We start from the raw sequence: 24864 nt of genomic DNA, 5'->3' as shown, positions 1-24864 counted from the left end.
CGACGATCGGCGGATCCGGGCGTCGATGCAGAGCGTGCTCGAGTCGGCGGGATTCGAGGCGGAGACCTTCGCGTCGGCCGAGGCCTTCCTCGACACGGATGTGATGCACCGTGCCGGATGTGTCGTCGCCGACGTTCGCCTGCCCGGCATCGACGGGTTCGAACTCCATCGGCGTCTCCGCGCGGCGCGGCCGACGCTCCCGGTCATTTTCGTGACGGCGTACGACGACGACGAGGCGCGCCGGCGTGCGCTTCGTGACGGCGCCCTCGCCTTCATGGGCAAGCCCTTCGACGCGGCCGAGCTGCTCGCGTACGTCGGCGCGGCCCTCGCGAGGTGACGCGCATGGCCACGCGTGAACGATGGGGTCGATGATGGCGGTCGAGTTGATCGGGAACAGCGAAGCGCTCAGGAGCGTACGGGACGCCATCGAGCTGATCGCCCCGGTGGACAGTTCGGTGCTGCTGCTCGGCGAGACGGGCACCGGCAAGGAAGTGGTGGCGCGCGCCATCCACGCCGCCGGGCCGCGCCGGGCCGGCCCGTTCGTCGCGGTCAACTGTGCCGCCCTGCCAGCCGGTCTCCTCGAGAGCGAGCTGTTCGGGCACGAGCGGGGTGCCTTCACCGGCGCCCTGGCCCAGTCCGACGGCCGCTTCGCAGCCGCGCACCGCGGCACCCTGTTCCTCGACGAGATCGGCGATCTGCCGCTCGAGCTGCAGCCCAAGCTGCTGCGCGCGCTGCAAGAGCGCCAGATCGAACGGCTGGGAAGCGGGGGACGGGCCGTCGACGTCGACGTCCGGGTGATCGCGGCCACCCATCAGGACGTGTTCGACATGGTGCAGCGGCGCGCCTTCCGCGCCGACCTGTACTATCGCCTCAACGTCTTCCCGATCGTCATTCCGCCGCTGCGCCAGCGCCGCGAGGACATCCCGCTGCTGGTCCGCCACTTCGTGCGCACATTTGCCCGGCGTCACGGCAGGCACGTGCCCGAAGTGCCGAGCGCCCTGCTCGATCGCCTGGCCGACCAGCCCTGGCCGGGCAACGTGCGCGAGTTGCAGAACGTGGTCGAGCGCGCGGTGATCGCGACGCGCGGCGAGACGCTCGCGACGCCACACGGCCTCGGGCCGCTGCCGGTGCTGCAGGGCACCTCGCTGCGCACCCTGGCCGACGTCGAGCGCGATCACATCATCGAGACGCTGCGCAGCACCAACGGCGTCATCGGCGGCTGGAATGGCGCCGCATCGCGCCTGGGCCTGCCACGCACGACGCTGCTCGCACGCATGCAGCGGCTCGGCATCCCCAGGCAGGCCTCATCAGCGCCGGGGGCCCGCGCGCTGGTCACCCGCGACGACAGCCCCTGAACCACGGTGGCCTGCGTCCACGTGAGAACACCCGTCCTGCCGCGCGTCAGACGGTCCCCCCAGCGTCCACCGTCGTTCGTCCACCCGAAGCACAGGAGCGTGTCCATGTCATCCAGCAGCCTGCCCCAGGACCACCCGACCCGAGACGAGAGGGGAGGCCACTCGCGTGATCGGCTCGAGCCAGTCACCCGGGCGTTCATCGACAGCCTGGCGGGGGCGCCGCCGTTGTACACGATGTCGCCGGCGGCCGCGCACAAGGTACTCACCGACCTGCAGTCCGCGCCTGTGCCGGCGCCCCCGGCCGACGTCGTCGACACGACGTTCCCGGTGGGCCCGACGGGCGAGACCCGCATCCGCATCGTGCGACCGCAGGGCGCCAGGGGGCCGTTGCCGCTCCTGCTCTATTGTCATGGCGGCGGGTGGGTGCTGGGCGACACCATCACCCACGATCGGCTGGTTCGTGAGCTGGCGGCCGGCGTCGGCGCGACCGTCGTCTTCGTGGACTACGTCAACTCACCCGAGGCCAGGTACCCGACGCAGAACGAGCAGGCGTACGCCTCGTTGGTCCACGCCGTGGCGCACGCGGCGGACCTCGGCATCGATCCCTCGCGCGTCGCCGTGGCGGGCGACAGCGTGGGCGGCAACATGGCCGCCGCCCTGACGTTGATGGCCAAGGCGCGGCAGGGGCCCAGCATCGCATACCAGGTGCTGTTCTACCCGCTGCTGGACTACCTGTCGGACCGGCCGTCGTACCGGCAGTACGCCGATGGCCCGTGGCTCATCGCCGACACGATGAAGTGGATGTTCGACCTGCAGGGCCTCGATGGCAGCGAGACCGACGTCACGGCCTACCCGGTGCGCGCGAGCGTGGAGCAACTGCGCGGGCTGCCCGACTGCCTGCTGATCACCGACGGTGACATCCTGCAGGACGAGGGCGAGGAGTATGCGTCGAAGCTCTCCGCCGCCGGGGTGCGCGTGACGTCGGTGCGCTACAACCAGACGGTCCACGACTTCGTGATGCTCAACCCGCTCGCCGAGACGCCGGCAGCGCGAGGGGCGATTGCCCAGGCGATCACCGCGCTCCGCGGCGCCCTGCATCCCGGCAGCTGAAGCACCGACCGGGCCCGGTCGGCGAGGCACCACCGCGCCAGGGTCGGGGCTGCTTCGCCGGCCTCACGGACGAGACCTGCGGGGTATGCTGAGCATCGATTCAGTCAAGGAGGCCTCATGCATCGAGTCCCGCTCGCGGTCGTGTGCGCGTGCGTCATGGCGACCGTCGTGCCGTCGGCACAGCAAGCGGCACCGCCAGCGTCGGCCCCGGACAAGCCGGTCGTGGCCGTGATCGGCACGGGCACGCTCGCCGGGACGCTCGGCCCGGCGATCGGCCGCGCCGGGTACCGCGTGGTCTACGGCAGCCGCGATCCGGTCCGCGACTCGGTGCGCGCGCTCGTGGCGAGGAGCGGGCCGAATGCGGCCGCCGTCACGCCTCGCGACGCAACCGCCGCCGCGGCGATCGTCGTCCTGGCGGTCCCGAGGAACGTGCTCGACGAGGTCAGCGACGGCCTGGGGACGCTGGACGGCAAGATCGTCATCGACGTGAGTGGTGGACAGAAGCGGGTCGCAGCCGATGGCTACCTGGAACTCGTCCCGGGGCCGTCGGGAAGCGAACGCCTCCAGTCCCGGCACGCGACGGCCCGAGTGGTGAGGGTCAACCTGCCCCTGATGGCGTACTTCGTCGATCCGCTGCTGGTCGGCACGCCACCGACGATCCTGATTGCCGGCAACGACCCGCGCGCTCGGGAGTCGGTGGCGCGGCTCATCTTCGACCTCGGCCTCGATCCCTGGGACGCCGGTCCGCTCCGCTTCGCCCAGGTGTTCGACGCGATCAACACCATGGCCCTCGTGCCAGCGCAGCAGGGCCGGAACGAGGGGTACGAGCTTCGCCTGATGCCGAGCGCTCCCCTGTCGTGCTTCGCGGACATGTCGCAGCTGTTCGGATTCGGCCGCCCCGGCGAACTGGAGAACGTCCGCCCGTTCCCGCGACGTGCCCCGCCGATTCCCTGCGAGGAATGGCGACGACGCCTCGGCTGGTGATTGGTGGGGCGAGTGGCGGGCAGCGGCTGCCTCTACACCCCTCGGACGGCTGATGCCGCGATGGCCCGGGGCACCTGCCCCGTCAGCCCAGCGGCGTCGCGGGCGTCACGTCCGGCTTGGCGACCATCCGCCGGTGTCCGCACCACTGGCAACGCGCGTACAACGTGTCCCTGGACCGGACGTCGACCTGCAGCGGGAGGTGACACGACGGGCAGTCGGGCAGCGCGAGTCGACGCACGCGGCGATCCGCGGGAGGCGTCTGCGAGCGTCGGGTGGGCGCGAGGTTGCTGACCATGTCGGGTCGTCGATCAGGTCATCGGCATGCGCGGCGGTCACGTGAATGACCCGGAGCCGGCCAGTCGCGGCGTCGATGCGGCCCCGGGTGCGAGGCCAGGCGCCCGTCGTACCAGTCGATCACGGGCACCGTCGACCAATCCGTGGCATGACGACTCGTTCTCGACGCGCCTCGAGCAGCTCGACCATGAAGTGCTTGCGGTTGGCCTCCGTACCGACTCGTAGTTTTTTCGCCGACGACTGCGTGTAATTTCACGCGCCGCCGCCGAAAGCCGGTTGCTGGCCTGACGCGCCGACACGTATGGTGCGGTCACGGCACACGGCACACGTCGATCGGAAGGCTCGTGCGGCATTCATGGGCCGCCCGATCGCGCCACGCCCCCACGTCCGCCCGGAAACCTAGCTGAAGGATCGCCATGGGCAAGTTGCATGCACTCCTCCCCACGCTCGCGGTGACGGCCCCCCTGCACCCCGACCAGCACTCGCCGGTGCGCGAGCGAGCCCGGGAGCACGCCGAGGAGGTGAGCCCCGGCCAGGAGGCGTTCGCCGCGGCCCTGGCCCATGAACTGACGCAGCCGCTTGCGGCGCTCATCCTCAACGCAGAGGCGGCCCGTGTGCTGGCCACACGCCTGCCGGCCACGGCCGATCAGGGCGGGGCCCTGGCCGACACGCTGGTCGACATCGAGCGGGAGGCCGCGCGAGCCGCGACCGTGATTGACGGACTGCGTGCGCTCTTCAGCGGCGAACGGCTGACCGCCGGCCGGGCGACCGTCAACGACGCGCTGCGGGCCGCGATCGCGGAAGTGGCCGTGGCGATGGACGAGTGCGGCGTGCGCGCGCACCTGGCGCTGACCGAACCGCTACCAGACGTCTGCGGGCAGCAGACGCTTCTCTACCTGATGTTCCTGAACCTGATGGTGAATGCGATACAGGCGATGGCCGCCACACCGCCGGGTGAGCGGGAGCTGTACGTGGGGAGCCGGCAGGACGGCGACCGCATCCTCGTCACCGTTGCCGACACGGGCTGTGGGTTCCCGGCCGCACTTCGCAGCCGCATCTTCGATCGCGGCGTCTCGACCAAGACCGGTCATCTCGGCGTCGGCCTGGCTCTGGTCAAGCGGATCGCCGACGTCCATGGCGGCCGGCTCGACGTCGACGCCTCGGCGCGCCGGGGCACCGCGTTCGTCATCGCGTTCCCGCCGGCCGCGACCATGCCGTCATGCGCGACTGCCATCCGGACAGGTGCTCGTGGAACGCCCTGATGCGCGACACGTCATGCATGTGGAGTACGGACGAGCACATGGAGCCGGTCATCGACGAGGCCTTTCGACGCGGCCGGTGCCGTACCTCGAGGCGACGCCGGGCTCGCGGATTGTCGACCCGACACGTCGACGACAGCACGTTGCCGGAGCGCTGCGGTCACGAGCGTGCGGTCACGCTCTGCGGGGCAGTGCCTGCCGGTACGGTGATCTGCACGGCCGAGCCGGCGCCCCGGGTGCTCCGCACGTCGAGCGTGCCTCCCACCAGCAACAGGCGCTCGCGGATGCTCAGGAGGCCGAGGCCGGGAGCGCTCCGCGACGGGCTCGCCACGAGGGCGGTGTCGAACCCCTTCCCGCCGTCGGTCACCGTGATCTGCAGCTGGTCACCGGGCACCCTGACGACGGCGACCGCGGCACGGCCGACCTGTGCATGCTTTGCGCAGTTGAAGAGCAGCTCCCGCACCGAAATGAAGACGAGGGTGCGCAGATCGCGTGCCTGCAGGTCGGCATCCTCGCCGACGGTCAGCGCCACCTCGAGGCCGTGCTTGTGCTTCATCCAGTCGACCAGCCATTCCAGCATCGGGCGCAGGCCGTCCTGCCGAAACGCCGGGGGGGCGAGCTCGATCGCCAGCGACCGCACCGAGCCGATGGCCTCGTCGAGATCCTGCCGCGCCGTTTCCAGGGCGTCGCGGTTGAGGCCCTGAGCGCCGTCGACCCGCCTCGCCACGCGGTCCAGGCCGAGCTTCACCCCGAAGAGGAGTTGCTGGACACCGTCGTGAAGCGTGCGCGACAGCCCCTCGCGCGCGTGCTGCTCGGCCAGGGTCAACTCCGTCGTGAGGACCCGCAGACGCTGGTTGTAGAGCTCGAGGGTGACCGCCTGTGCCTTTCGAGCCGCTTCCTCGCGCCAGCGCGTGCTGATGTCGCTCACGAAGGCGAACACGAGGCGCCCGTCCTGCGTCTGGACCACGGCGCTGCGCACTTCGACCGGGACCTGCGAGCCGTCCTTGCGCGCCGCGATGAGCTCCCGCCCTTCATCGTTGACGTCAGGCGCGTTCCAGAACGACGAGAGACAGGGCGTCTGGCCGTTCACGGGTCCGGAGGGCACCAGCGTCGAGCACGGCTTGCCGAGCAACTGGTCCGGCAACCACCCGAACGTCTTCTCGACCGCTGGATTGGCCGACCGGATGACGCCGTGCTCATCGACGCCGAGGATGGCCTGCGGCGCGGTGGCGAAGAGCGCGTGCAGGACGCTGGCATCTGACTGGTGCTGGGCCTCGAGGCTCCGGATGGCCTGGGCGGCCCACCGGCGCTCCGTGATGTCTCGCACGACGCCCTGCCAACGGCCGTCGGGAAGACGAAGGGCGAGCACTTCCCCGAGGAAGGTCGAGCCGTCGGACCGGCGGCAGGACCGCTCGTCCTGCACGAGCCCACCCGCATCGGCCCGAGGCAGCAGCGCCGGTGCCGTGTCGCCGAAGACCAACAGGTCGTGCAGCATGCGTTCGCGCAGGTCCGCGAGCCCGTACCGGAACATCCGGCATGCGGCCTGGTTGGCGTCGAGCACGCGTCCCGCGCCGTCGAGCACGAAGATCCCTTCCGGCAACTGCTCGGCGAGTCCCCGGTACCGCGCCTCGCTCGCCTGAAGGGCGTCCGAGATCGCCTTCTGCCGAGTGACGTCACGGCCGATCACGACCGCGCCGATGATGCGGCCGCTGCCGTCTCGCACCGGTGCCAGGTTGTAGCTGCCGATCCAGGATTCGCCCGTGTCCTTGCGGCGCAGGTGGTACTCCTGGTTGACGGCCACCTCGCCGCGGAGAGCCCGTGGCACCGCCCATTGCTCCAGGGGAACGACGTCGCCCGACGACAGCGACACTTCGATCAAGGCGGGATACTCCGCGAGCGTCTGAACGCATGCCGCCCGGCACGGGAACCGGTGGAAGGCGACGAACGCGTCGTTGAAGAGCACGAACCGACCGGCCAGGTCGGAGATGAAGACGGCGTCGGTCATTGCCTCGAGCGCCGCCCGCAACATCGACTCACTGGCGTGTCCGGTCGCCAGCAACCCGAGGTCGCCCGGCGACGTCCCGCCATCGGCAGCCGTGGTGGCTTGGTCGACCGGCGCGCTGGGTTGACCCGTCTCCATCGACATCACGCTCCACGCGCCGTCCCGGGTGACGGCCGCACCACCCTACAGCCTGCCCGGAGGCCGACGCGACCAGAGTGTCAGTGGCGCAGGCGGGACACCATCAGGGAATCCCGTACATGCTCTGCCGACCGCGCGATCGGGCGATCCCGCGAGCGCCGACCGCAGGCCTCAATCGGGCGACACGCGAAGGCTGCACGCGAGAGGGACACGCGTTCGCCCCGGCTGACCGCGACGATGCCGCCGATGCACCAGGCTGCTACGGGATTGCCGTACGCCCGATGCGTGCGCCCACGGATTCCCCACCCCGCGCAGGGGGCGGAGCATTGGACGAAGCAGGCACGCACGCCTGTCCGAGGCCCGCCATGATGACCGAGGATCAGTCGGAGGTCATTGCTTACCTGAGTCAGCCGTCCACGCATGGAAGCGAGACGGTGGAGCGACTGGAGACCCACGCCTCGATGGTGTTCCTGGTGGGCCGGCACGCCCTGAAGCTGAAGCGGGCGGTGAAGTACGACTATCTCGACTACTCCTCCTGCGAGAAGCGCCATCGGATGTGCGAGGCGGAACTGCGGCTGAACCGGCGCGCCGCACCGGCGCTGTACGAGCGGCTGGTGCCGATCACGCAGGAAGCGGACGGGCAACTGGCGCTGGCCGGCAGGGGACCGGTGGCCGACTGGCTGGTCAGCATGCAGCGCTTCGACCAGGAGGCCCTGTTCGATCGGCTGGCGACGCGCCAGGCCCTGCCCCTCGAACTGATGGCGCCGCTCGGCGAGGCGATCGGACGGTTGCACCAGCGGGCCGCGCCGCGCCCCGACCACGGGGGCGTCGACGGAATGGCGCGGGTGATCACCGGCAACGCCCGCGCCTTCCAGCGTGCGGAGGACGTCCTCGATCCGGTGACGACGCGCCGGCTGATCGGCGCCCAGCAGGCACTCCTCGCCCGGCACGAGGCCCGCCTGGAGGCACGCCGCGAGCAGGGTCTCGTGAGGTACTGCCACGGCGACCTCCACCTCCGCAACATCGTGCTCCTCGACGGCACGCCGACCCTGTTCGACGCGATCGAGTTCAACGAGGACCTGGCCTGCATCGACGTCCTGTACGACCTGGCGTTCCTGCTGATGGATCTGTGGCGCCTCGGGCTGCGCGACCACGCCAACGCGGTGTGGAACGCATACCTCTGGCTCACCACGGATTTCGGCGGCATGCCGTTGCTGCCGCTGTTCCTGTCGTGCCGGGCGGCGATCAGGGCCAAGACGAGCCTGGCCACCGCCGACCTGGCGACCGACACCGCGCAGCGCGACGCCGCGCGCGCCCTGGCGCGTCGCTACCTCGCGCTGGCCGAGGCCTTCCTCGCGCCAGCGGCGCCCCTGGTGCTCGCGATCGGTGGCGTGCCCGGTACGGGCAAGTCCACCGTCGCGCGCGCCGCCGCGTCATCGCTCGGCGCACCACCAGGAGCGGTCGTGGTGCGCAGTGACGCGCTGCGCAAGTGGCTCCATGGCGTGACGCCGACGACGCGGCTCGGCCCCGAGGGGTACACCCCCGAGGAGACACGGCACGTGTACGGCGCGCTGTCGGAACGGTGTCAGGTCGTCGCCGGCACCGGCTACGCAGTCGTCGCCGACGCGGTGCTCGGCCGGCCCGAGGGACGCGCCGCCGTCCAGGCCGCCGCGACCACCTGCGGCGTCCCCTTCCGTGGCGTCTGGCTCGAGGCACCGCTCGAGGTGTTGACCGCGCGCGTCGTCGCACGGACCGGTGATGCGTCGGACGCCGACGCGCACGAAGTCGAGCGCCAGCGACGCGCCGTGACGCCTCCGGCCGACTGGCCGCGCATCGATGCGTCGCAACCGGTCGAGCGGGTGCTCGCCGACGTGCTCGCGCACGCCGGTGCCTGCGAGGAGATGACGCAATGACCGAGACACGGGACATCATCGTGGTGGCCGTCGACTTCAGCGAGACCTCCGAAGATGCGTGGGCCGCGGCCTGCCGCCTGGCGGCGCGCACCGACAGCGAGATCCACCTGCTGCACGTCTGTCCCGACCCCTTCCGCCAGGCCTGGACGGTGGAGGGCGTCGGCTTGGACTTCCCGGCCCTGGCCGACGAGTGGCGCAAGCAGGCCAGCGAGCGACTCGAGGCGATCGCGCCGCGCGCGGGCCTGGCCAACGACCGCATCACCCGCGTGGTGATCACGGGCGTCCCGCACACGGCGATCACCGACTACGCCAGCGGCGTGCAGGCCGATCTGATCGTCGTCGGCACGCACGGCTACGGCCCGATCAAGCACATGCTGCTCGGCAGCGTGGCCGAGCGCGTCGTCCGACAGGCGCCGTGCCCGGTGATGACCGTGCCCCATCGTTCGGTGGGCTCGGCTGCGGCCATGGCGCCGCCCGTGAAGGCCACGGCCTGACACACCCGCGCCCCTGGCGCGAACGTTCACGATCTCCGACGACACGCCTGCCGTCGCACGGAGCCTGCCATGACCAGCGTCGACATCGTTGCCAGCCAGTCGGCCGCAAGTGCCCTGACGAGAACCCCGGTGCAGCTGCGCGACGGGAGTACCTTCGTCCTCGGTCCGATGACGCCAGGGGACGAGGCGGCCGTCGTCGAGTTCCTGCAGCAGCTTCCCGAGGGTGACCTGCCGGTCGGCGCGAAGGGCCCACGCCGCGTCGCCGCGCTCGCGGCGGAGGTCTGCGGCATGGGCCACGGGCCGGGACAGGGCGCGCTGATGGCGGTGGTGCGCGTCCGCGGCGTCCTGCGGACGCTGGCGCTCGGGTGGTATGCAGCGGCGGTGGACCGGTGTGCCGAGGCCGTCCTCGTGGTGCACCCGGATTGGCGTCATCGCGGGCTCGGCACGGCGCTGCTGTCCGGCCTCTCCCGTGCCGCCCTCGCGCAGGGGCTGGCCACCTGCCGCGTCACCGCTCCTGACGACGATCCGCGGCGGCTGGGCGTGCTGACGGGCAGCGGCCTGCCCGTCCGCATCGTGCACCACGCCGGTCGCAGCCACGCCGAGATCGACCTGACCCAGACCGACACCAGCCTCAGCATCGCCGCAGCCCGCGAGCAGGAGAGCGTCGCGGCATCGCTGCGGCAGTTGCTCGCGCCGCGCTCGGTGGCCGTGATCGGCGCCTCCCGCGACCCGCGTCGCATGGGGCGACGCATCCTCGATGCGCTGGTGCGCGGCGGCTTCGGCGGCACGATCGTGCCGGTGAACCCCTACGCGACCGACATTGCAGGGATTCCCGCCTGCCACAGCATCGCCGCTGCTCCGGGCCCCCTCGACCTCGCGATCATCGCGGTCCGGTCCGAGACCGTACCGGCCGTGCTCGCCGAGTGCGGGCACGCCGGCGTGCGCACCGTCGCCGTGGTGACGTCCGGGTTCGCCGAAACCGACCCGGTGGGACGAGCCGTCCAGGATCGCATGCGTGACGAGGCCCTTGTCGACGGCATGCGGCTGTTGGGCCCCAACGGGATGGGCATCATCAACGCCAGCCGGCACGTGCGCCTGAACGCCTCGCTGGCGCCGTCCCTGCCGGCCGGCGGCGGCGTCGCGCTCGCCGCGCAGAGCGGCGGCGTCGCGCTCGCCGCGCTCGAGCTCGCGGCGCGCCGCGGCCTCGGGTTCTCGACCATCGTCAGCCTCGGCAACGAAGCCGACGTGACGAGCAGCGATCTCCTGCTGTACGGTGCGGCCGCCGCCGAGACCTCGGTCCTCCTGTTCTACCTCGAGTCGCTCGGCGCCCCCAGGCACTTCAGCCGCATCGCCAGGCGCGTGAGCCGGAGCAAGCCCATCGTCGTCATGAAGTCGGGACGCACGCAAGCGGGCACGCGAGCCGCGTCGAGCCACACCGCCGGCCTGCTGTCGCCTGACGAGGCAGCCGACGCGATGTTCCGCCAGGCCGGCGTGACCCGCGTCGACACGATCGACGAGATGCTGGACCTCGCGCTCCTGCTCGATACGCAGCCACTGCCGTTGGGCAACAGGGTCGCGGTGCTGACCAACACGGGCGGTCCCGGCACGCTCGCCGCAGACGCCTGTGAGGCCCGCGGTCTCGTCCTGCCCGTGTTCGGTGACGAGGCGGCCGGTGCGCTGGCTGCCTTCCTGCCGGCGCACGCCAGCGTGCGCAACCCTGTCGACCTCACCGCCGCTGCGGACGAACAGGGCTACTACCGCGCGGTCCGCTGCGCCCTGTCGAGTGGAGATGCCGACGCGTTGCTGATCATCTACACGGAAGTCGATCGCCGGCACACGTCCGGCGTGCTTGCCGCCATCGAGAAGGCGGTGTGCCGAGCCCGCGGCGACGGGCACGACGCCGTCCCGGTCCTGGCCTGCATCCTGGCCGCCAGCCGGGAGCCGCTGCCGCTCCACGCCTGGGACGAGGTGATCCCGGTCTACCCGATGCCGGAGCAGGCGGCGCGAGCGCTGGCGCACGCGCAGGCCCATGCGCGCTGGCGCGAGACACCTGCCGGAGCCTACACGGCGATCGAACCGGCCCGCACTCATGCCGTCCGCACCGTGTGCCGCTGCGCTCGTGACGCGCGGGGGAGCACCTGGTTGACCTTCGACGAGCTCATCGCCGTGTTCGACGCGCTGGACTGGCCCTTCGTCGGGCGCGTGGCGCGCACCGCGAGCGACGCGTGTGCCCACGCGGCGATGTACGGCTACCCCGTCGCGATGAAGGCGGCGCCGCCGTCGGTCATCCACAAGGCCGCCGCAGGCGCCGTGCGCCTCGACCTGCGGGACGACTCGGCCGTGTCCTCGGCATTCACCGCCCTGCGTGCGCTCCTGATGGAGAACGGCGACCAGGCGGAGGCCGACATCCTCGTGCAACCGATGATCACCGACGCCGTCGAGATGTTCTGCGGCCTGCGGCAGGATGCCCGCTTCGGTCCCATGCTGGCCGTGGGCAGCGGCGGGACGGCCGTGGAGGCGCTGCGCGATGCGTGCATCGCGCCCTGCCCGATCACCGACCTCGAGGCCAGGGACCTGGTCCGGCGGACGCACGGTGGCGCCCGACTGGCCGCAACGCCCGACGGTGCGCCGTCCGATCTCGCGGCCTTCGAGGAACTGGCGGCGCGCGTCTCGCAGCTCGGCGCCTCGGTGCCCGACATCCTCGAGCTCGACCTGAATCCGGTGATGGTGCAGCGCGATCGGCGCGGCGTGGTGCTGGTCGACGCGCGCCTGCGCGTCGGCCCAGCACCAGCCTGACTCACCGGCATGCACCGCGCAGGACGCCGAACGGACACGCCCTCCCCCCGGAACGGACGCCGCACCGCGTCACGCCCCTGGAGGCCGAGGGGCGTGCTCACTCGGTGGGGTGCACCTGGATCGTCTCGAGGTACTTCACCAGGTTGCGGATGCGCAAGGTCGCCGACGCGTTGCCGACGGTGTTCCTGAAGATGGGGCCCCACACCGGCATCTCCAGCGAGCCGTGCGCCGCGGGCATCTTGTCGTCGCCGGCGATGACGCGCTCGAGGGCGATGTTGTCGAACTTGCCTTTTCGCTTGGCGATCGTCGTCAGGTCGGGCACCGGCATCTTGAGCGCCGGCGCCACCGGCCCCTGCCCCTTGCCGTCGAGCCCGTGGCACGAGGCGCAGTAGGCGACGAAGTTGGACCGACCCTGCACTGAGGGAACCGGGTCCATGGTCTTCTGCTTGACGACGGGCGGTGCCTGCGGGGCAGCCTGCTGGGCAGCCTGCGGGGCGATCAGGGCGCAGGCCAGAATGACGCCGAGCGCCGACGGCATGACGAACGGGCGGATGCGATGCGTGGACATAGGCCTCCTGTTGCCTGCCAGCACGCCTGGACGCTCGTCCTCTTCCATCGGGTCGCGCCAGTGGCGTGGCGACCGAATGGTCGGACATGTGCCGAGCCGGGACCATCGGGGTTGCGTGGCGCGAGTGTACGGCCCTGACCTACAGGAGATCCGGAGAAGACCCGGTCGGCATCACGGCCGCCCGCGCCCGCCGGTCAGCGCGTGCCGTGGCCTTCGGCCCACAGCACCGCCAACCGCGTCAACTCACGGCCGGTGCGAATGCCGGCCTTGTGCTTGATGTGCGCATAGTGCGCCTCGACCGTCTTGAACGCCACGTGCAGCTCGTTGGCGATCTCCCGGGTCGACATGCCCCGGCCCAGCAACTGCACGACGTGCCGTTCCCGGTCGGACAAGGCATCGAACGGGTGCCCCTCGGCACCACCGGGCTTCTGCCGGCCGATGCCTGACAGGATGCGATCGGCGGTCACGTCACTCACCCAGATCTTGCCCTCGCCGACGCGGTGGACCGCGGCGACGAGGTCGCTGGCGGCCTGGGTCTTCTCGACGTAGCCGTGGGCGCCGGCCCGCAGCGCGCGCACGGCGTGGGTGCCCTCGTCGAGCGCCGACAGCACGAGGATGCGCACATCCGGCGCTCGCGCCTTCAGCAGCGGAATGAGGTCGAGGCCGCTCTCGTTCCCGAGCGTCAGGTCGAGCAGCACCACCCGCGGGCGCAGGCGCGCCACGAGCGCCAGGGCCTCGGCCGACGTTGCCGCCAGGCCGTCGACACGCAGGTGCGGGTCGTCGCGGAGCATGGCCGCCAGCCCGCGCAACACGACGGGGTGGTCATCGACGACCACCAAGGAGATGGGCGCAGCCGGAGTGCTCGTGACTGGCTGGAGATTGTCCATGTCGCCCACACTCGCGCCTGTGGCCACCGGTGCGCCATCAGGGAATCCCATATGGAGGCATCAGCCGAGGGCCGACGCGGAGGCGGCGTAACACAACAGGTCGCGGGCCGTCTGCAACCCGAGGCGTGCCTTCATGTTCGCGCAGTGCGTCTCCACGGTCTTGACCGACAGGCCGAGTCGCCCCGCCACCTGGTCCACGGGGAGCCCCTGCCCCAGCAGGTGGAGCACCTCCCGCTGGCGCAGGCTCAGTCGATGCGCAGGCGGCAACTCGCTTCCGCCCGCGACCCGCAGCCGTCCCTCGTGTCCGCAGAGCAACTGCTCGGCGAGCCGGGCACTCACATGCCGCTCGCCGACGGCAACGCTCCGGAGCGCCCGACGTATCTCCTCGGGGGGCGCGCCCTTCATCAGGTACCCGCACGCCCCATCGTCGAGCGCCCGCATGGCGTGGAACCGTTCCTCGTGCGCCGAGAACACCAGGATGCGCGCCGTCGGATGGCGCGCGAGCATCAGGCGCACGCCCGCCATCTCTTTGTCGTCAGGCAACCGCAGGTCGAAGACGACGACGTCGGGTCGCTCGGCCTCGACGAGCGCCAGCGCTCCCGCCAGGCTGCCGGCTTCACCGCAGACGTCGAACTCCGCCCAGTCGCCGATCACCTCGCGCAGGCCGCGCCTGAGCATCGGATGGTCGTCGATCAACGCGACGCGGCAACGACGCGTGCGAGTGGGGGGAAACGGGGTGCCGAATGGCGGGCGCATCGAGGCTCCATGGACGGTGGGGAACCGGCAGGCGCGCCTCGGCGGCCGGCCAGGTCCCCATGGGCGCGAGTCGGGCGGCCGATGACACCCCACACTCGACCACAGAACCGGCGGCGATTCAATTACCCATTCATGTGAGCATCAGCACTCGTTGAACGTGAGGCCTTCTGCTCATGGCGCGGCCCGGTGGCGGCCTCGCCACTCCCCTGGCGCCGCCTACGCCCGACTCCGTATCACCAGCACGTCGATGCACGCCGCCGCCCACGCCTCGTCCACGGCGAGCGCCCGCTGGAGCTGGTCGATCAGCCGCTTCTCGCCGTCGGCGATGCGACCGTCGACCAGGACCAGTTCGACGGCCAGCGCGAACAGCGCGGGGCGCAATGGCTCGGGCACGACCGCCGCACAGGCCGTGAGGACGTCCTCGATCGGCTCGCGTCCCACCAGATCCACTGCGGCAGACAGCAACGCCTGCAGGTGCTCGGGCGTGACGTCACGGAACAGCCGCATGCTGGCCAGCAGGCCGTCGAGCCGGACCTTCTCGGTGGGCGCCAGTGCCCCGTCGGCGGCGACGGCCGCGACCAGGAGCGTTGCGCCGGCCTCACGCAAGGTGAGGGGCGTTGCGGCTGTCGAGTGCTGCTGTAACACCTTGTCGATGAGCGTCATGTCAGGCCCCTGCTCTTTGTGTGGCGACGCGTCGCGTCGGGTCGGTGTGCACGAGGGGCCGCGCCAGCGCGTCCAGCACCATGGCGTCGGTCACCTCCGAGAAGTCGTCGAAGAACTGCCCCACGGCCATCAGGTCGCGCGCCGGGTGCAGGCAGACGACCTCGTCGGCCTCGGCACGCACCCGCAGGAGGGCCGACGGCGGCGCCACGGCGACGGCCACGATCACCTGTCGCGGCGCGCGCGCCCGCACCGCGCGGACGGCGGCCACCATCGACGACCCGGTGGCGATGCCGTCGTCGACGATGATCACGATGCGGCCAGCGCGATCGATGGGGCCGCGTACGCCCGAATAGAGCTCCCGCTTCTGCCGCAGGACCTCGGTCTGCCTGCGGATCTCCTCGCGCACGTGCGCCTCGCCCGCCCGTACGAGCCCGCTGTCGCACAGCACGGTGCCGTGCTCGTCGACGGCCCCGATGGCCAGTTCGGGCTGGCCAGGGGCGCGCAGCTTGCGCACCAGCACCACGTCGAGGTCGCCGTCGAGCGCGTCGGCGAGGACGCGGGCCATCGGTACGGCGCCGCGCGGCACACCCAGGACGAGCGGATGCTGCCCGCGGTACGGGAACAGGCGAGTGGCCAGCAGGTGGGCAGCTTCGGAGCGGTTCAGGAAATGCATGGGACCTCTCCACGCGAAGGAGTGGCCGCGAGTCCCCGACGATCGACACGGCCTGCCGACCATGCGCCGTCGGCAGCCAGCACGTACGCCCCGGCCGGGGTACGCCGGAGGAAGCCGGCCTCCAGGAGCACGCTCAGCAGGGCCGTGCCGGTCGTCGGTTCATGGGCGCCTCGGTCGGACGGGAATCGTCAGGCCGCAGTCTCGCGTCCCCTCGACAGCGAGCCCATCGGGGTGCGCGACGCAGCCCTACGGGAAGGCCCTAGCCGCCTGGGCCCGACGCCTGGAGGCTCGCCGCGTGGCACAGACCTCGGACAGGCGGGCCAGGGGCAGGGTCGGGAAAGTCCGGCCGCCGCCCTCCGGCGTTCCCCGAGGGACACCCGGTTGCCCCGATGGAGCACCCAGCGCGAGGGGAACACGATGCTGCGAGCACGCCTCCCGGAGTAGCGGTCATGACACCGAGAACCGGCGAAGTACCTGCCATGCGCGCCATGCCTGCCTCGAGCGGGCCGGTCGACGGCGACGTGGTGGTGTCGCAACAGGTGAACGAACCGGCACGATTCCTCGTGCGTGAAGTGCCGCATCCGCCCGTCCTGAGCCTGCCGTCGCGGCGCGACGCGGTGGGGCTGGGCACACGCTTCGCCAAGCTGCACCTGGTGGACCTGTGGCTCGTCGAAGGGCACGTGCTCACCCGTCTCGAGCGCCGCCGGCGCCCCGCGCTTGCCAACGCCACACGTCTCGCCGCCGCGGCGGCGGTGAGCGCCGACCTGTGATCGGGTGTCGCCTCAGGGAGGCAACGTTCGTCCGCAGCGCCCAGCTGACGACGGCACTGGCCGCCTCGCCCGTGTAGCCGCTGAAGCCCTATCGCGTCCCGGCGTCCTCGGGGCGACCGGTGCCCCACTGACGCCACGAGCCTTGACGCACCTCTCGTCCCAGGCGCTTGACGGCCCGATCCGCCACCAGGAGCGCCAGCGCGAACGGCACCGGCACCAGCCAGGCGAGGCCGTCGATGGGCGCCGTGCCGAAGATGGCCTGCCCCGGCCCGGTGTAGGCGATGCCCACCATCAGCAGGAGCTCGAGCGCGATGCCCGCCACGAGCAGCGGGTTGAGATGCTGCCACCACGCCCCGGCCGCGAGCGCCCGATGTCGGCAGGCCAGGACGTTGGCCACCTGCATCACCACGATGGCCGCCAGGCAGGCCGTGGTGGCCGCGACATGGCCGGAACGGGGACGGACGATCAGGAACGCGGTCATCGCTGCGGCAGCCTCGAACACGCCGAGGAAGAGGTACGCCCGCACCAGCAGCGCACCGGTGATGAGGCGTGACGTCGGGGCCCGGGGCGGACGACTCATGACGTCGGGCTCGGCCGGTTCGGTGCCGAGGCCCAGCGCCGGCACGAGGTCGGTGCCGAGGTCCACGGCCAGGATCTGCGGCACGGTGAGGGCGAGCGGCCAGCCGAGCAGGGCGTAGGCGAGATAGGGCACCGCCTCGGGCACGTTCGACGTGAGGATGTAGGTGAGGAACTTGCGGATGTTGTCGTACACGGCGCGCCCTTCCTCCACGGCCGCAACGATGCTGGCGAAGTTGTCGTCGAGCAGCACCATGTCCGACGCCTCCCGCGCCACGTCGCTGCCCGTGTCGCCCATGGCGATGCCGATGTCGGCAGCGCGGAGCGCCGGCGCGTCGTTCACGCCGTCGCCGGTGGCCGCCACGACGGCGCCGTGCCGCTGCAGGGTCTGCACCACCCGCAGCTTCTGCTCGGGCGCCATCCGTGCGAAGAGCACGTCGGGCGCCTCGAGGGCGGCCCACAGCTGCACGTCGGTCAACTGCGCCACGTCGTGTCCGGTGAGCACGCGAGGGGCCTCGACGTACAGACCGATCTCTCGCCCGATGGCCAGCGCCGTCACGGGGTGGTCGCCGGTGATCATCACGACGCGGATGCCGGCGGCGTGGCAGCGGGCAATCGCCGTCGGCACCTCGGGCCGTGGCGGATCCTCGAGCCCGACCAGGCCGTCGAGGGTGAGCTGCTGATCGGGCGCGGCGTCGGCCGGCAGCGCTGCCACCTCGCGATGGGCCATCGCCAGCACGCGCAGTCCCCGCTCCGCGAGGGCTGCCTGCGTCTGCTCGGCGGCCGTGCGGTCGGCCGGGGTGATCGCGCGAGCCTGGCTCCCCTCCGGGATCAGGGAGCAGAGCGGGAGCACCGTCTCCAGCGCGCCCTTCACGTGGACCACCAGCCCCGCACCGTTGCGGTGCACGGTGACCAGGCGCAGGCGTAGCGCATCGAACGGGACCTCGTCGATCTTCTCGGCGTCCGCGGCCCCTGCCGCCACGGCAGCCTCGACAAGCGCGACTTCCATCGGATCGCCGCACCACCGCCCGGCGGCATCGCCGACCAGTCCGTGGCAGCGGCGCGCGCCCTGCAGCACCGACAACACGGCAGGTTCGGCGGTGCGCCGCCAGGCGCCCTCCTCGTACTGCCCGCCCGCCGCGGCGATGACGCGGAGCGCCATCCGGTTCTCCGTCAGCGTGCCGGTCTTGTCCGTGCAGATGACGGTCGTGCCCCCGAGTGCCTCCACGGCGGTGAGCCGTCGCACGAGCACGTTGCGGCGCGCCATGCGCCGCGAGGCCATCGCCAGCGCGAGCGTGAGGGTCGGCAGCAGCCCTTCCGGGACGTTGGCGACGATGATGCCGACGGCGAAGACGAGGTTGCCCCATCGCGACAGGCCGAGGGCTTCCCCGAGCATGAACACGCCGGCGCCGGCGGCCAGGGCGAGGACGGTGATCACGCGGCTGAGACGGGAGATCTCACGCTGGAGTGGCGAGGCGACGACGGCGACGCCTTGCGTCAGGCGCGCCACCCGCCCGAACTCCGTGTGCATGCCGGTGGCCAGCACCACCGCCCGCCCACGCCCGGACACCACCGAGGTGCCGGCCAGCAGCGCATTACGCGAGCGCACCAGCACCGGCTCGTCGTCGGGCGCGGCGTCCCTGGGAACCGGATGCGACTCGCCCGTCAGGGTGCTGGTGTCGATGCGGAGGCCGTGTGCCTCGAGCAGCCGGCAGTCGGCGGCGATGCTGTCGCCGGCCTCGACCTGCACCACGTCGCCCGGGACGAGCGATTCGGCGGGCAGGCGCGCGGCGCGTCCATCGCGCCACACCGTCACCTCGTGCGGCAGGAGGCGCTGCAGCGCCTGGAACGCCTCCTCGGCGTGGTAGACCTGCCAGAACGCGAACAGCCCGTTGACGAGGATCACGGCGACGATGGCCCAGGCCAGCCGGTCCATCTGCTGCCCGGGCGCCATCACGTGCGCCGTCACGGCGAGGGCGGCGGCCAGCCACAGGACGAGCGCGAAGACGTGCGTGAACTGCGCGGCGAACTGCAGCGCCAGGGGCGCGCGCGGGGCGCGTTCGAGGTGGTTGACGCCGAACTCCCGCTGCCGGCGCGTCGCCTCGCGCGACGACAACCCGGTGGGCGTGGTGCCGAGACTCCCCAGCAACTCGTCGATGGGCGACTGGTGCGCGGACATTTCGCCTCCGGGCCAGGCGAGCCGCACGGCACCCGATGGGGAGGAGTTCACGGCGCGCCCCAAACTTCCGCACCGGTCCGCCGCGATGCGTGGTGTCAGCGAAGCAATTCGTCAGCCATCGACTGTGGAAGCAAGGAGCCTGCCTGTCGCACGGCGACGGGCAACCCGGCCGCGTCCGTCAGAACGTCGGACGCCTGATGCCGAGCTTCTGCATGCGCGAGTGGAGCGTGGTGCGCCGGAGCCCGAGGCGCGCCGCCGCGCCGTGCGGCCCGCCGATGCGCCCACCGGCATCGCGCAGCGCGCTCAGGATCGCGTCCCGCTCCTGCGACGCGAGCGACCGCGACCCGGGCACGGCAGCGGCGGCCTGGTCACCGGTCGGGACCGGTGCCGCCACCTCGCGCAGCACGTCGGCCGGCAGCACGAGGTCGGGCCCGGGCGAGAGGATCACGGCGCGCTCGATGACGTTCTGCAGTTCCCGGATGTTGCCAGGCCAGTGCCACGCGCGCAGCACGTCCATCGACGCGGCGGGCACGCGCAGCACGCCGCGGCGCATCTCGCGGCCGAACGTCCGCAGGAAGTGCTCCACCAGCAGCGGGATGTCGTCGCGTCGTTCCCGCAGCGGCGGGACGACCAGCGGGAAGACGTTGAGGCGATAGAACAGGTCGCTGCGGAACTCGCCGGTCGCCACCATGTCGGACAGGGGCCGGTGCGTCGCGGCGATCAACCGCACGTCGACGGCGATCGTCCGGGTGCCGCCGACCCGCTCGAACTCGCGCTCCTGCAAGGCCCGCAGCAGCTTCGGTTGCACGTCGAGCGGCAGGTCGCCCACCTCGTCGAGGAACAGCGAGCCGCGGTGCGCGATCTCCAGGCGCCCGACCTTGGCCGCCACGGCGCCGGTGAAGGCGCCCTTCTCGTGGCCGAACAGTTCGCTCTCCACCAGCCCCTGCGGCAGCGATGCGGAGTTGACGCGCACGAACGTGCGGTCCCGCCGGCGACTCAGGTCGTGCAGGGCACGCGCCAGCAGTTCCTTGCCGGTGCCCGTCTCGCCGAGCAGCAGCACCGTGGCATCGGTCGGCGCCACCGTACGGACCTGGTCGAGGAGCCGGCGCATGGCCTCGCTGGTCCCGACGATCCGAGAGACGTCGAGGCGCTTGGCCACTTCGTCCTCGAGGTACTGCTTCTCCTCGGCCAGTCGGTCCTTGAGGCTCGAGATCTCCTGGTAGGCGAGGCGGTTGGCCACCCCGATGGCGAGTTGCCCGGCGACCTCGCCGAGCAGCGCGGCCTCGTCCTCGGTGAACGGCCGGTCGTTCCGGCGGCCGAGCGTCAGCGCGCCGACGACCCCGCGGGGCCCGATGAGGGGAACACTGCACACGCCGTCGATGCCGACGCCCCGCAGCGCCGCCGACCAGGGATCAGCCTGACCGATCACGGTCGACGTCTGCGCCTGCCTGGTCACGATGGCGCGGGCGGGGGGCGCGGCGGCCGGGATCGGCGCGCCCTGCGGCTCGAGCAGGCCGCGGGCGTCGTGGTGCGTGCGGACGATCTCGGTCAACGCCTCCCCTGCGGCCCCGCCGGCCACGACCACCGACGCGAAGTCGTGCGGCAGGTCGCGCCGGAGCCGCTCGAGCGCCGCCAGCGGACTGCCGTCGCTGTCGCCGACCAGCGCGTTGTGCAGGTCGAGCATCAGCTGCAGCCGATCGCGCTTGACGACCAGGTCGCGGTGATAGCGCTCGGCCTGGTCCTGGGCGCGCCGACGCGCCAGCGTCGACGCCACCATGTCGGCCACCGTCTGCAGCAGGTGGCGCTCCTCCGGCAGGAAGATCGCCGCCTCGCCGAGCGTCGGCGGTACGGAGCGATACGCGACGGCCAGGCTGCCGCCGACCTCGGCGCCCCCGAAGTCGGTGGTGATCATCCACGGCGTCTCGGTCCAGTCGGCCGCCTGCACCGTCTCCTGCCCGACGCGAATGCGGCAGGTCGCCAGGTGCGGCACCTGGAAGGCCGCGGGCAACAAGGCCACGAGTGCCTCCAGCAGCGCCCGCGTGGCCAGGTCGGCCCGGTCCAGCAACCGCGACGCCTGATGCACCACCCGCAGTTCCTTCACCCGCTCCGACAGTTCGGCGAGCACCTGGTGGGCCTGGTCGCGCTGCGCCTGCAGTTCTCCCTGCAGGCGCGCCAGCGACTGGACGTGCAGTGCGTGCTCGATGGCCAGCGCGATCAGGCTGGCCGCCTGCGACGCGAGGGCCCCCACGTCGCCGTCGCCGTCGTCGGCGTCGTACCGGGCGATGGCCAGGGTGCCGAGACGGGCGCGCGGCGTCGACAGCGGCAACCAGTGGACGGTCCGGAAGCCGGAGCGGGCAAGCGCGGTGAAGGTGGGATGGAGGTGGGTTTCCCCCGCCGCCAGCCGGTCGACCCGCGGCGCCTGCTCGAGCCACACCCAGCCGGCCGGGCCGTAGTCGACCGGGACTTCGGTGATGGTGCCGAGATACTCGCGCAGCGGCTCGGGAACGGCGCGGTGCTCGGCCATCACCATGCGCAGCGACAGGACCTGGCGCACCGGATCGTGCAGCAGCACGCCCACGGCATCGAACGGGGTGATCTCGGCCAGGCGGGCGGCCACCGCATCGAGCAGCGGCTCGAGCGACTCGTGGGAGGCGATGTCGGTGGCCAGGCGGAACAGCGCATCCGCGCTCGCGGCGTCAGGCGCACCGTGGGAGGGCCATGGCACTGCTGTCGAGCTTCCACTGCCGTTCGTCAGGTGTCAAGCCGTTTCGTCACCTGACGACATGTCGACGAATGTCGACACGCCGGGAATCGAGATCGGTGGCAAGACCACGGATTCCGGCCGATCTCTGGCGCTTCACGTGCTGGCAACGACACTGCACCGTCTGTGGCCGTGGAGACGCTCCCCCTCGATCACGATGAACCCTCGATTGACCACACGCCCCTCGCGCCCGACACGGACGGTGCCCGACGGCGCCGGGCGCTGTGGACACCCGCGCAGCCGCCGGCCGACGAGCGCGCGAGATTGCAAGCACTGTGGGCGTACGAGATCGGCCCGGAGCCCGACCCCGTCCTCGACGAGCTGACCGCGCTGGCGGCCCGCCTCTGCGAAGCGCCGATCAGCCTGGTGTCGCTGGTCGACGACGCGCGGCAGTGGTTCAAGTCGCGGCGGGGACTTGCCGTCGGCGAGACCCACCGCGACGAGGCGTTCTGCGGCTACACCATCCTCGCCCCGGGCGAGTTCCTCGAGATCGCCGACACCCGGGCCGACCCGCGCTTCGAGGGCCATCCGATGGTCACCAGGGCGCCCTACATCCGCTACTACGCCGGGGTCCCCCTCGTGACGCCCACCGGACACGCCATCGGCACCCTCTGCGTCCTCGACACGACGCCGCGCCGATTGACGGCGCTGCAGCGCGATCTGCTGCAGATCCTCGCCAGGCATGCGCTCCAGCACCTGGAGCTCGCGCGGCAGGCGCGGTCGCTGGCCTCGCTCCTGGCGGCGGAACAGCGGGCCGCCGACGCGCTCCGCGAGAAGACCGCCATGCTCGAAGCGATCATGAACACGAGCGTCGCCGCCATCGTCCAGGTCTCGCCGGGTGGCGACATCACGTACGCCAATCCGCGTGCCGAGCAGATCCTCGGCCTGACGCGCGACGCGATCGTCGGACGGACCTACGACGCGCCGGCGTGGCGGCACACCGCGCCCGACGGCGGCCCGTGGCCCGCCGACGCGCAGCCGTTCGCCCGCATCCTGGCCTCGCGGGCCCCGGTCTGGGACGTCGAGCACGGCATCGAATGGCCCGACGGGCGGTGGCGGCTCCTGGCGATCAACGGCGCGCCGATCCTCGACGACGCAGGCGAGGTGTCGAGCGTGGTGTTCTCGGTCAGCGACATCACGGAACGGCGCCGGAGCGAGGAGGCGCGCGCCCGCCTCGAGACCGAGCTCCGCCAGGCCGAGAAGATGCAGGCGCTCGGTCGGCTGGCGGCGGGCATGACGCACGACCTGAACAACCTGCTCACCATCATCCTCGGCAACGTGGAACTGGCCCGTTCCGGCGGGACGGCGGGGCGTCCGGTCGAGGACATGCTCAACGACGTCGCCACGGCGGCCCAGCGCGCCCGCGAGCTCGTCGCGCAGGTCCTCACGTCGACCACGCGCCAGCCGCGCGCGGTGCATCGGCGCGTCGACGTCCGCACCATCGTCGACGAAGTGGCGCGGCTGATGGCCCCGACGCTGCCGGCCGCGATCGACCTGATCGTCGATGCCGACGAGCGGCCGCCCGCCGTCTCGGCCGCGCCGGCGCAGTTGCACCAGGTGCTGATGAACCTGTGCGTCAATGCCGTCCACGCCATGGCGTCCGGCCAGGGGCACGTGGTCATCGGCCTGCACGGCCGCGACGTGGACGGCGGCGGCGCCGACGGGCTGGCGCCGGGTCGGCACCTGTCGCTCTCGGTGAGCGACACGGGCATCGGCATGGACGCCTACGTGCAGGACCGCATCTTCGATCCGTTCTTCAGCACGCGCGTCCCTGGCGAAGGCTCGGGCCTAGGGCTCTCGGTCGTGCAGGGCATCGTCAAGGCGCACGGCGGCGCCATCCGGGTCGAGAGCCGTGTCGGCCGCGGCACCACGATCGAGGTGCTGCTGCCGGCGTGCGCCGAAGAGCCCGAGTGCTCGTGACGGATCAGAAGCGCACCCCGACGCCGATCGACGAGCCGAAGCTGGAGGTGGCGCAGGCCGAGCCGCACGGCGGCGCGCTGCCGCGATGCCAGACGCGCAGCACCCCGAGGTCGGCGCGCACCAGCCACCGCGACGAGGGATAGAGCTCGACGACGCCGCCGATGTCGAGCGCGAACTCGGGTCGATACTCGGGTACCGCGAGCAACAGCAGCGCGCACACGTCACCCAGGCAGTCGACGCCGCGATCGGTGAGCGACGTGACGCCGGGGCGCACCCTGGCGAACAGGCCGATGCGGTCGCCACGGTAGCCCGCCTTGACGCCGAACAGGGCCGTCGATCGACGACGCTCGTAGCGCAGGCCCGCCGTGCGCCCGTCGGCCTGCACGCTGCTGAGGGTGAACTCGTCGTCGGGCACGAACTGGTACTCGCCCTCGAGGCCCAGCCACCGGGTGAGGTTCACCGTGAGGCGGCCGCCGACGCCGACGCTGGTGTCGGGCGCCTCGGCCAGGGCCAACGCGCTCACCAGGCCACCGACCTCGACGCGTGGCACCGACGTCTGGGCCACCGCGTCGGGCACGGTCGCCGCCACCACGAACATCACCCCGATCACCACGCGCCTCACCCACTCGACTCTCTGCATCGCTCCCTCGCCTTGACGGCACTCGTTCGGCATCGCGGTGCGACGTTCGTGCAAGGCCGGTGCCGCTACCGGCTGCGATTGGTCACGGCTCTACCGCCGTTCATCCCACGACGAGTCCTCCGCGCA

General features: G+C 71.8%; 20 protein-coding genes. 10 read left to right on the top strand and 10 right to left on the bottom strand.

The annotated features are described in order from the left end of the window. Window positions 1–25: 25 nt before the first annotated feature. The 4 genes from TBR22_RS08905 (at window position 26) to TBR22_RS08890 (ending at window position 3449) form a co-directional block, all read left to right on the top strand. On the top strand, window positions 26–337 hold the full coding sequence (locus TBR22_RS08905; RefSeq protein ID WP_239492621.1) for a response regulator transcription factor: 312 nt from the start codon (window positions 26–28) through the stop codon (window positions 335–337). 22 nt (window positions 338–359) lie between these two features. Then, window positions 360–1355: a sigma-54-dependent Fis family transcriptional regulator gene (locus tag TBR22_RS08900; protein ID WP_239492620.1), complete on the top strand. Its 996-nt coding sequence runs from the start codon at window positions 360–362 to the stop codon at window positions 1353–1355. Between the two features lie 105 nt (window positions 1356–1460). Next, window positions 1461–2465, top strand: coding sequence for an alpha/beta hydrolase (locus TBR22_RS08895; RefSeq protein WP_239492619.1), 1005 nt, complete (start codon window positions 1461–1463; stop codon window positions 2463–2465). Between the two features lie 117 nt (window positions 2466–2582). Continuing rightward, on the top strand, window positions 2583–3449 hold the full coding sequence (locus TBR22_RS08890) for an NADPH-dependent F420 reductase (protein WP_239492618.1): 867 nt from the start codon (window positions 2583–2585) through the stop codon (window positions 3447–3449). Between the two features lie 82 nt (window positions 3450–3531). Here TBR22_RS08890 and TBR22_RS08885 read toward each other — a convergent pair whose 3' ends face one another. Next, window positions 3532–3687: a hypothetical protein gene (locus tag TBR22_RS08885; protein WP_239492617.1), complete on the bottom strand. Its 156-nt coding sequence runs from the start codon at window positions 3685–3687 to the stop codon at window positions 3532–3534. A 472-nt stretch (window positions 3688–4159) separates the two neighbouring features. Between TBR22_RS08885 and TBR22_RS08880 the strand changes: the two genes are divergently transcribed. Next, complete coding sequence (locus tag TBR22_RS08880; RefSeq protein WP_239492616.1) at window positions 4160–5005, top strand: sensor histidine kinase; 846 nt, start codon at window positions 4160–4162, stop codon at window positions 5003–5005. A gap of 157 nt (window positions 5006–5162) precedes the next feature. Here the strand turns inward: TBR22_RS08880 and TBR22_RS08875 are convergent, their stop codons facing one another. Beyond that, a complete protein-coding gene (locus TBR22_RS08875) occupies window positions 5163–7142 on the bottom strand; it encodes a PAS domain S-box protein (protein ID WP_239492615.1) in 1980 nt (659 codons plus the stop codon). 365 nt (window positions 7143–7507) lie between these two features. On the opposite strand from TBR22_RS08875, the gene TBR22_RS08870 reads away from it, so the two are divergent. The 3 genes from TBR22_RS08870 (at window position 7508) to TBR22_RS08860 (ending at window position 12345) form a co-directional block, all read left to right on the top strand. After that, a complete protein-coding gene (locus TBR22_RS08870; RefSeq protein ID WP_239492614.1) occupies window positions 7508–9055 on the top strand; it encodes a bifunctional aminoglycoside phosphotransferase/ATP-binding protein in 1548 nt (515 codons plus the stop codon). Beyond that, window positions 9052–9549, top strand: coding sequence for a universal stress protein (locus tag TBR22_RS08865; RefSeq protein WP_239492613.1), 498 nt, complete (start codon window positions 9052–9054; stop codon window positions 9547–9549). Before TBR22_RS08870 ends, TBR22_RS08865 begins: the two co-directional genes overlap by 4 nt. 69 nt (window positions 9550–9618) lie before the next feature. Further along, window positions 9619–12345 carry a GNAT family N-acetyltransferase gene (locus tag TBR22_RS08860; RefSeq protein WP_239492612.1) on the top strand — a complete coding sequence of 909 codons (2727 nt, stop codon included), beginning with the start codon at window positions 9619–9621 and terminating at the stop codon, window positions 12343–12345. A 97-nt stretch (window positions 12346–12442) separates the two neighbouring features. Here the strand turns inward: TBR22_RS08860 and TBR22_RS08855 are convergent, their stop codons facing one another. The 5 genes from TBR22_RS08855 to TBR22_RS08835 form a co-directional block, all read right to left on the bottom strand. Then, on the bottom strand, window positions 12443–12913 hold the full coding sequence (locus TBR22_RS08855; protein ID WP_239492611.1) for a cytochrome c: 471 nt from the start codon (window positions 12911–12913) through the stop codon (window positions 12443–12445). A gap of 194 nt (window positions 12914–13107) precedes the next feature. Then, window positions 13108–13749 (bottom strand): response regulator transcription factor, encoded by a 642-nt coding sequence (locus TBR22_RS08850; protein ID WP_239493483.1) that lies wholly within the window; start codon window positions 13747–13749, stop codon window positions 13108–13110. Window positions 13750–13860: 111 nt separating this feature from the next. Beyond that, the gene (locus TBR22_RS08845; protein ID WP_239492610.1) at window positions 13861–14556 is read right to left on the bottom strand and encodes a response regulator transcription factor; all 696 of its coding nucleotides are present in this window, start codon (window positions 14554–14556) and stop codon (window positions 13861–13863) included. A gap of 216 nt (window positions 14557–14772) precedes the next feature. Further along, window positions 14773–15219, bottom strand: a complete 447-nt coding sequence (locus TBR22_RS08840; RefSeq protein ID WP_239492609.1) for a TerB family tellurite resistance protein — start codon at window positions 15217–15219, stop codon at window positions 14773–14775. A 1-nt stretch (window position 15220) separates the two neighbouring features. Next, entirely contained in the window at window positions 15221–15892 is a 672-nt protein-coding gene (locus TBR22_RS08835) for a phosphoribosyltransferase (protein ID WP_239492608.1), read from the bottom strand. A 479-nt stretch (window positions 15893–16371) separates the two neighbouring features. Here TBR22_RS08835 and TBR22_RS08830 point away from each other — a divergent pair, with 479 nt between their 5' ends. Beyond that, window positions 16372–16662, top strand: a complete 291-nt coding sequence (locus TBR22_RS08830) for a hypothetical protein (protein ID WP_239492607.1) — start codon at window positions 16372–16374, stop codon at window positions 16660–16662. A gap of 88 nt (window positions 16663–16750) precedes the next feature. Here TBR22_RS08830 and TBR22_RS08825 read toward each other — a convergent pair whose 3' ends face one another. Continuing rightward, window positions 16751–19417 carry a cation-transporting P-type ATPase gene (locus TBR22_RS08825; protein WP_239492606.1) on the bottom strand — a complete coding sequence of 889 codons (2667 nt, stop codon included), beginning with the start codon at window positions 19415–19417 and terminating at the stop codon, window positions 16751–16753. 178 nt (window positions 19418–19595) lie between these two features. Further along, entirely contained in the window at window positions 19596–22142 is a 2547-nt protein-coding gene (locus TBR22_RS08820; protein WP_239492605.1) for a sigma 54-interacting transcriptional regulator, read from the bottom strand. A 168-nt stretch (window positions 22143–22310) separates the two neighbouring features. On the opposite strand from TBR22_RS08820, the gene TBR22_RS08815 reads away from it, so the two are divergent. Beyond that, a complete protein-coding gene (locus TBR22_RS08815) occupies window positions 22311–24098 on the top strand; it encodes an ATP-binding protein (protein ID WP_239492604.1) in 1788 nt (595 codons plus the stop codon). Window positions 24099–24102: 4 nt separating this feature from the next. Here the strand turns inward: TBR22_RS08815 and TBR22_RS08810 are convergent, their stop codons facing one another. Beyond that, window positions 24103–24738: a porin family protein gene (locus tag TBR22_RS08810; protein WP_239492603.1), complete on the bottom strand. Its 636-nt coding sequence runs from the start codon at window positions 24736–24738 to the stop codon at window positions 24103–24105. Window positions 24739–24864: the final 126 nt, after the last annotated feature.

Source organism: Luteitalea sp. TBR-22 (assembly GCF_016865485.1).
GTDB lineage: Bacteria > Acidobacteriota > Vicinamibacteria > Vicinamibacterales > Vicinamibacteraceae > Luteitalea.
The sequence above is the reverse complement of the archived record's forward strand: the minus strand, read 5'-3'. Positions and strand labels throughout refer to the sequence as shown.